We start from the raw sequence: 7,306 nt of genomic DNA on the forward strand, positions 1-7,306 counted from the left end.
TTCGCTCACCTCGCGGAATTCGTCGGGGAAAGGGCACAGCGAAATCCGACGTGCGACATGCCGGTGTCCGGGTTGCAGCCGTGGCGGGCGCTCGGGCGATACCGCGTGCAATACTCGTCGCTGCAGAGGAACGAACCGCCTCGCTGCACCCTCAGGGACCCGAACGGTCGGGCCGGGTCGACGCCCGAGTCCGGGCCCGAGGTGTTGATGACGATACCTTCGCCGGCGCGTCGGCGATAGAGGTCGGGCCGATACCAGTCGGCGCACCATTCCCAGACGTTCCCGGACATGTCGCGGAGCCCGTAGCCGTTGGCCGGGAACGAGCCCGTCGGCGCGGTGCGGGGATACCCATCGGCGGATGAACCGTTGTAGGGGAATTCCCCTTGCCAGATGTTTGCCTGCCAGTTTCCCTTGGATCCGGGCGGCGTGTCGCCCCAGGTGTAGGGCTTCTCGGCCAACCCCCCGCGGGCGGCGAACTCCCACTCGGCCTCGGTCGGCAACCGCTTCCCGGCCCACGTGGCATAGGCGGTCGCGTCGTCCCAGGAGACCTGCACGACCGGATGATCGTCGCGACCGTCGAGGCGGCTCCCCGGCCCCTCGGGATGCTTCCAGTCGGCGCCCGGGATCCACTGCCACCACCTCGAGAGGTCGTCGAGCGGCACCCGGCCCGTCGGCGGGGTGAAGACGAGCGAGCCGGCCACGAGGTTCTCCTTCGGCGGAGGCGGCGAGCCGGGGGGGAGCTGCGCCATGACCTCCTCGAGACTTGGCGCCTTCTCGGCGGTGGTCACGTAGCCGGTGGCCTCGACGAACGCGCGAAACTGGGCGTTGGTCACCTCGGCACGGTCCATCCAGAATCCGTCGACGAAGACCCGATGCGACGGCGTCTCCTCGGGCCGGGCGACCTCCGCGTCCGACCCCATCCGGAACTCACCCCCGGGGACCCAGGCCATGCCCGGCGGACCCTCCGGCGAGTGCCCGCGGTCCCCGTATCGTTTCCCCGCGTAGGCGACCGCGAAGGCGGCCACGCCCACGCCCAGCAGGAGGAGTCGTTGTCTCAGGGCCGTCGTCATTTTCTCGAGCTCGCGGACGACTGAGTTTGGTGTCCGCCCATTCTACAGAGATTTGAGTTTGGAGGCGGGGAGGATTCACCACAAAGGCACAAAGGGAAAACCTAATAAAGATCAAAATTGGATTCTAATCCTTTGTGTCCTTCGTGCCTTTGTGGTGAATCGTTTTGTAGTTCGATTCAGGACGGGGAGGGGAGCTGGGCTTCGGCCAGGCGGATCGCCGGCTTGGCGTTCGCTCGGGGGCGGTCGACGGCCCGGTCGAACGATCGGATCGCCGTCCAGGTCAGCAGGGCCGCGGCCGAGGCGTAGAGGATCAGGGAGTTGGAGTAGAGCAAAAGGACGTCGCGCGTGTTGCGTTGCCAATCGGTCCCGGCCCCGCCGTCGGGGGCGTTCCAGAGGAGCGCGACGTCGCGTCCCGAGAGTTGGGCCGCCCAGATGACCCTCGGCGTCGAGCCGGCCCAGAGCCAGACCGCGCCCTGGGCGGGCCCGATGAAGAAGAGGTAGCCGATGTTCAGGATGAGCAGGATGACGATCGTCCAGACGAGGGCGCGTGAGGTGCTCTTCGCCCGGAGCGAGAGGACGAGCCCGAGGGCGGCCACGAACCACGAGAAGACCGCGGTCGCCAGGAGCAGGGCGAGCCAGCCGACCGGGTGGATCGCGCCGGCGAGGAGGCCGACCGTCCACATCACGAAGAGTGCGAAGGCCAGTCGCCTCGGGCCCCAGAGGGCGCCCACGAGTTTGGCCCGGACGATCTCGGGGCCGGTCAGGAGCGTCGTCGTCAGGTTGGTCCAGGTGTCCTGCTCCCGCTCGCCCGAGATCGCCACCGCCCCGGCGCTCGCCACCCCGAGGATCCAGAGCACATAGACCAGGGTGCTCGACTCACGCAGGGCGTCGTTCAGGACCATTTGCGCGTTCGTCTGGCCCCAAGGGGGGGCCCACTGCGCGAACGCGGGCCAGGACGTGTCGAAGAGGTAGCAGCCCAGGAGCGTGCCGAGCACGAGGATCATCGGCTGGCTCGAGAGCCAGCTCAGGCCTCCGCCGGGGCTCGTGTATCGCTCCTTCCAGAGCATCGGGTCGTCGCCGATCTCCGGGCGCACCGGCGCGGACCTCGCTACCAGGACGACCGGTCGGCGGCGACGACGGCCCGCCCCGCTTCGCAGCGGCCTGAGGGCCGCGACCGCCGCGAGGAGGAAGAGCAGGCCCAGGATCGACTGGGTGATGATGATCGCGAATACGGTCTCTTCATTCGACTTCGTCTGCGCCGCGATCCAGGGCACCATCGCCGCGTACGGTTGATATCGGGTGATGTCGACCGAGTTCGTCATGAGCTGCCAGACGTGGAGGGGGTTGGTCATCAGCGCGTTGTCGTTGACCGGCTTGACCCAGGCCATCGGCCCCCCCATATACCCGGCGATGGGCTCGACCATGACGGGCCCGAAGAGCCAGACGGCGATCAGGCCATATGCCGTCAGGAGGGCCTCGCGCGGGCGGGGGACCAGGACCGAGACCAGGGTCGAAAGGCCGGCGACGAAAAGCGAAGTCGAGGCGGTTGCACCGTAAACGAAGAGGACGCTCTTCATGTCCAGCCCGCCGAAGAGCCCGATCATGCTGACGATCGGCAGGCCCGTCGCGATGAAGACGCCGACGTGCAGCAGTTGGGCCCCGAGCTTGCCCAGCACGATCCCAGAGCTCGACAGGCCGCTGGCGAGCATGTCGCGCAAGGTCTTCCGCTGGTGCGCCTCGGCGATCATCCCCGCCAGCAAGGCCGGGATCAGGCAGGTTAGCGCCAGCCCCTGGGCCGTCGCGAACGCGAGGAAGGTCGACTCCGCGAACCGGCCCATCTCGTGGAGCGATTGCAGCCGATATCCCCATTGCGCCTGTCGGACCTCATACTCGCGCCAGAGGGCGAGGAGCAGGAAGACCCCGAAGACGAATCGGGCCACGTAATAACGCGGCCGACGGGCCGTCGCGATCCGCTCGAAGTGGAAGACCGGTCCGAAGATCATGGTTGGCCGTCGCCCGAATTTGGAAATAGTCCGACGTCTGTCCGAAGACGTCAGGCTATCCGATCGGGCGATGGTGGGCAAGCGGGCTCGGCCGGAGATGGAGGCAACCGGAGCGAGCAGACGACCGGCCACGCCGAGGCCGCTCTTATTCTGGATCCCCGGACTTCGCGACGGACACTTATCGCAAGGTCCGGGTGTCTCGGAGGGCTTGCTTCGATTCGCCGACGTCCTCGACAATCCCGGTGACGGTCCGCCAACGCGGAGACTCGAGGTCGACCCAGCGAGTGGAGGCCGGGATCCGGCCTTCCCGACGAGAGGTGATGAGGTCCGCGAGCGCGGCGCTCAATTCGAGGGCCCCTCGGCGGTTGAGGTGGGTCGGGTCGAGGAAGGCCGAGCGGTCGTAGCCCGCGCGTCGGCCGTCGACCACCGTCACGTTCGGGTAGCGTTCCGAAATCGACCGGACGAAGCGGGTGAACGGCTCGTCGACCCCCAGGCGTTCTCGCCGGAGTTGCCAGTCGGGATCGGTCGGCGGGATCAGCCAGTAGATGGAGACCCCCTTCGCCGACGCCAGGTCGAAGAAGCGACGGAGGTAGGCGACGTTGACCGGGCGGGGGGACCATTTGCCGGGGGCGGTCGGCGAAGTCTCGACCGGAGGCGCTTCACGAGGGGCCTTGGCGACCACGTAGGCCCCGGAGTTCTTCCGCCAGTTGCGTCGGAGGGCCCGGCGTTCTTCCATCTCGGGCCGGTCCTCGCCCCGGAGTGCCGCGAGGACCTCGCCTCGGATCTCCAACCGGCCTTTATATGACGGGAGGAGCCACGCCAGGGTCGTCTTGACGACCAGGCCGAAGTCACACGTATTCCAGGCGAGGTCGAGGCCGTCGCGCGGGTCGACGAGGTCGGCCCAGTAGGGGGCACTCGACCGTGGCGCGGCCGCCAAAAGGTTCGAATGGAAGTCGACGATCACGGCGCCGGGCTTTCCCCCCGACTCGAGGACGCGCCTCAGGAGGAAGTAGCTGCTCGGTGCCTGGCCGCCGAAGACCGCGAGGTTGTACGCCGATCGCCCGGTCTGCCGCTCGAGGACGCGCGGGAGGATGCCGAGCTTGACCATGCTGTCGCCGAAGCAGACGACATCCGACCGGCCCGCCCAACCCCTCGCGGCGCGGTCGCCGAACCGCCACGAGTACGACATGTAGTCGGAATACTCGAGGGGATTGCGGGCGATGAATCCCTCGATGAGCACGACCAGCGCGATCATGCCGAGGAACGCCGAGGGAATTCGCCCCTGGCCCGGTTTCTGGGAATCACCGACCACAGGGCTGCCCTCCTTGGCCGGCCCGAGCTGACGCGAAGTGGCGGCCGTACAGGCGCCTTCGGGTCGCGCTTCTTCCTCGCTTCGATCCCCAATGGGACCTTTCCCGTTATCGGCCCGGCGGGTCCCGGTCGGCCAGGAAATGTCAGGGGCGGGCAGTCGAGGTCGAGGTCGAGGTCGAGACGTCCCGGCGGATGCGGATGTGGTGGTCGGTGAATGCGGAACGGGGGACCGCGTCCGTCACCCTCGGCATGTGGCAGTCCAGACAGCCCTTCTTCGAGTCGACGGGGCAGGAAGATCGGGCGGCCCTGTTTGCGGCCGCCGACGCCTTGGCATCGGCGGGGTGGCAGTTCAGGCATTTCGCCTCATACGCCTTCGGCCCGCTCTCGGCGTCGCGGTGAGGGTTATGGCAGGTCACGCAACTGAACGTGCCGTCCCCTTCGGTGTAGCAACGACTCCGAACGAAGCTCGGGGCCTGGAATCGGATGGAGCCCGGCGAATCGGGGGACGACGTCCCCGGCGCCTTGTGGCACTCGGCGCAGAGGGCGACGAGCTCGGACCCTTGGGCGAGTTTCGGCCGAGCGATGGCGAGTTCGGAGAAGGACCCGGCGATCGCGGCGAGGTGGTTCCCGCCGGGGCCATGGCAACGCTCGCAACCGATGCCCCGGTCGGCCGCCTCGGCGCGTCCCGCCGGCTCCTGCACGGCCCGGAAGTTGGTGGCGTGGCAATGCAAGCAGGCGCGGGTCGCCTCCGAGGAGATCGGCCGACCGACATAGCCAAGGTCGTCGGGAGGATGCTCAGGGTGCTCGATCGTCCGGTCCCAGTGCGGGGCGCCGGGGTATCGAGAGATCCGGAGCTCGCGCACCTGCCCGCGGTCATCCTTCGCCAGGAACGTCTGCCCCTGGTGGTTGGACCCGAGTGCGTAGGCCACCAACGCGTGATAGGCCCGGTCGCCGACGGTCGTGGTGACGTCGACGGCGTCGCCCTGCTTATGAAAGGTGTGGTGGACCCGAGTGTCGGCGGGGTCGGCGACCGTCTCGGACGGCCAGGGGAGGCTCCCCAACTCCGAGGTCTTCACCAGCGTCCGAGCGTGATGCCCCGACTGCTCCTGATACTCGGCCTTGTGGCACTCGGCGCATCGTGCCGAGCCGACGTAGGGGGAAGACTCGTGGAGCAGGGGAGTCTCCCGGCCGAATCCCCCGGCCGACTTGAGCACGGCCTCTGCCTCGGAAGTCTTGCCCTCTTGCAGGAACGCTCGACTCAAGAGCCAACGGCCTTCGAGGTCGGAAGCTTCGGCCGATCCCTGGAGCAAGGCCCTTGCCTCGGCCGGTTCACCGGCCTCGAGCCGGCAGCGTGCGAGGAGCCGACGGGCCGCCTCGGGCGACATCGCCGCGCCCGTGAGTCGGGGGTCGCGTCCCAGGGCTTCGGCGAGGGCCCTGGCCGCCCCCGCAGGGTCGAGGAGGTCGTGGCGGAGCCTCCCGAGCCGGACGGCGCCCCGGACCTCCCACCCCGGCCGTTTCGCCAGCCTCTCGGCCGCGGCGGTCGCCTCGAGGAGAGAACCGGTCTCCGTCCAGTACCTCGAGAGCTCGTCAAGCGTCTCGGCATGATCCGGGTCGGCGTCCCTGGCCGCCCCCAGCGCCGCGAGCGCCGGCCCGGTCTGCCCTCGGCGGAGCAGCCCTCGGCCCAGCAAGAACAGGTCCTCCGGCTCCAGGGCCGAGGCCCCCAGGCGTCGGTAGATCGACTCGGTCGACTCGTCTCGCCCTCGACGTGCCGAGGTCCTCGCGAGCAGCCGAAGTGCCTCGCGGTCGCCCGGGCTGCCCTTCAGCCTCGCGTGCGCCGCGTCGGCCGCCCCCTTCCAGTCGCCGCGTCCATACGCCTCGATCCCGCTCGCCAGCGGGTCCCGTCCGAAGCCTCGAAGCGCGAACAGTCCCGCGCCCGCCCCCACTCCCAACAGGGCGAGGACGAACCCGATTGTCCAGAACCTTCGGCCCCGATTCCCCACGGTGCGTGCCCCCGGCCGAGGGGGCGCATCGACATCTCGCTCGCCCTCCCAGGCGATCCATAGATAACCCAGTCATTGACCACACGGATAGGAAAAAATGATTTTTCGGAGTCGCGCGGCGTAGTAAAGCCTGTCTTTGCTGGGAGATGAATTCCGAGCCGGCTATGTCAGGCCAACGAAATTAAGGAAAATTTGCAAATTAGGTTTGAAAACAGTTCGTCGACCAATTAGCGTGCAACCGCCCGATCAAGATGCACCGGGAATTGAAACCGAGCGACGTCATGCTCTAAGGTTGCAGTCAGCGGCGAGCACGAGCAGACTTATCGGCATTCTTTCCCGAATCATCAAGAAGCCTTCTCGCCCAAGGATTTGGCCGGCACTCGAATCGTAGGCTTCTCACCTGACACCCGTATTCGGGACATGGGTGAGTAGGCTGGGGGTATAGTATATCCCAAAATTGCCTCTTTATATGAGGGAATTGCGGTCGGGCGAGGACAATCCCGACTGTATGAGAAATGAACGGAATCTTTGATCGGTCTGGACGACTAGAAGTATCCTGAGATTCACCATAGTTGGAAATAATATCGATGCGACGCCAAGGAATCCGCTCCGGTGCCGTGCCTCATCCGAGGAACTTCCGTGCATTTCGGCCGATCATGGAGGTCCAGGAGCGTCGCATCCTGCTCTCATCGGGTGACACGTTCGATCCTGCGCGTATCCCGTTGCATGATGGGCCACAGTCCGACAAGCCTCTGCCCCTCGGCCATAAACTTCTGGAAACGTCCTTCGAGCGGACTCTTAACGCGATCGAAAGCTCGCGGTTTACACTCACAAACATCACCGCAGCACGGCACAACTCGCTCGTGTCGGCTGAACGGAACCACGCGCATCAGACGGCGGTCTTCTGGGCCTCCTCGCACAC

4 protein-coding genes are annotated in these 7,306 nt (G+C 66.9%); all 4 read right to left on the bottom strand.

Going from position 1 to position 7,306, the window contains the following annotated elements; all coding sequences use genetic code 11:
- Positions 1 to 5 precede the first annotated feature (5 nt).
- On the bottom strand, positions 6 to 1,070 hold the full coding sequence (locus ACYOEI_RS35070; RefSeq protein WP_462854909.1) for a formylglycine-generating enzyme family protein: 1,065 nt from the start codon (positions 1,068 to 1,070) through the stop codon (positions 6 to 8).
- A gap of 176 nt (positions 1,071 to 1,246) precedes the next feature.
- Positions 1,247 to 3,073 (bottom strand): ABC transporter permease subunit, encoded by a 1,827-nt coding sequence (locus ACYOEI_RS35075; protein ID WP_462854911.1) that lies wholly within the window; start codon positions 3,071 to 3,073, stop codon positions 1,247 to 1,249.
- A gap of 178 nt (positions 3,074 to 3,251) precedes the next feature.
- Positions 3,252 to 4,385 (bottom strand): hypothetical protein, encoded by a 1,134-nt coding sequence (locus ACYOEI_RS35080; protein ID WP_462854912.1) that lies wholly within the window; start codon positions 4,383 to 4,385, stop codon positions 3,252 to 3,254.
- A gap of 142 nt (positions 4,386 to 4,527) precedes the next feature.
- A complete protein-coding gene (locus ACYOEI_RS35085; RefSeq protein ID WP_462854914.1) occupies positions 4,528 to 6,384 on the bottom strand; it encodes a tetratricopeptide repeat protein in 1,857 nt (618 codons plus the stop codon).
- Positions 6,385 to 7,306: the final 922 nt, after the last annotated feature.

The sequence above is a fragment of the Singulisphaera rosea genome (genome assembly GCF_054877945.1).

What these genes read in the sequence shown, in the direction of transcription:
- ACYOEI_RS35070 (WP_462854909.1), bottom strand. Translation starts at nt 1,070, where the DNA reads ATGACGACGGCCCTGAGACAACGACTCCTCCTGCTGGGCGTGGGCGTG.
- ACYOEI_RS35075 (WP_462854911.1), bottom strand. Translation starts at nt 3,073, where the DNA reads ATGATCTTCGGACCGGTCTTCCACTTCGAGCGGATCGCGACGGCCCGT.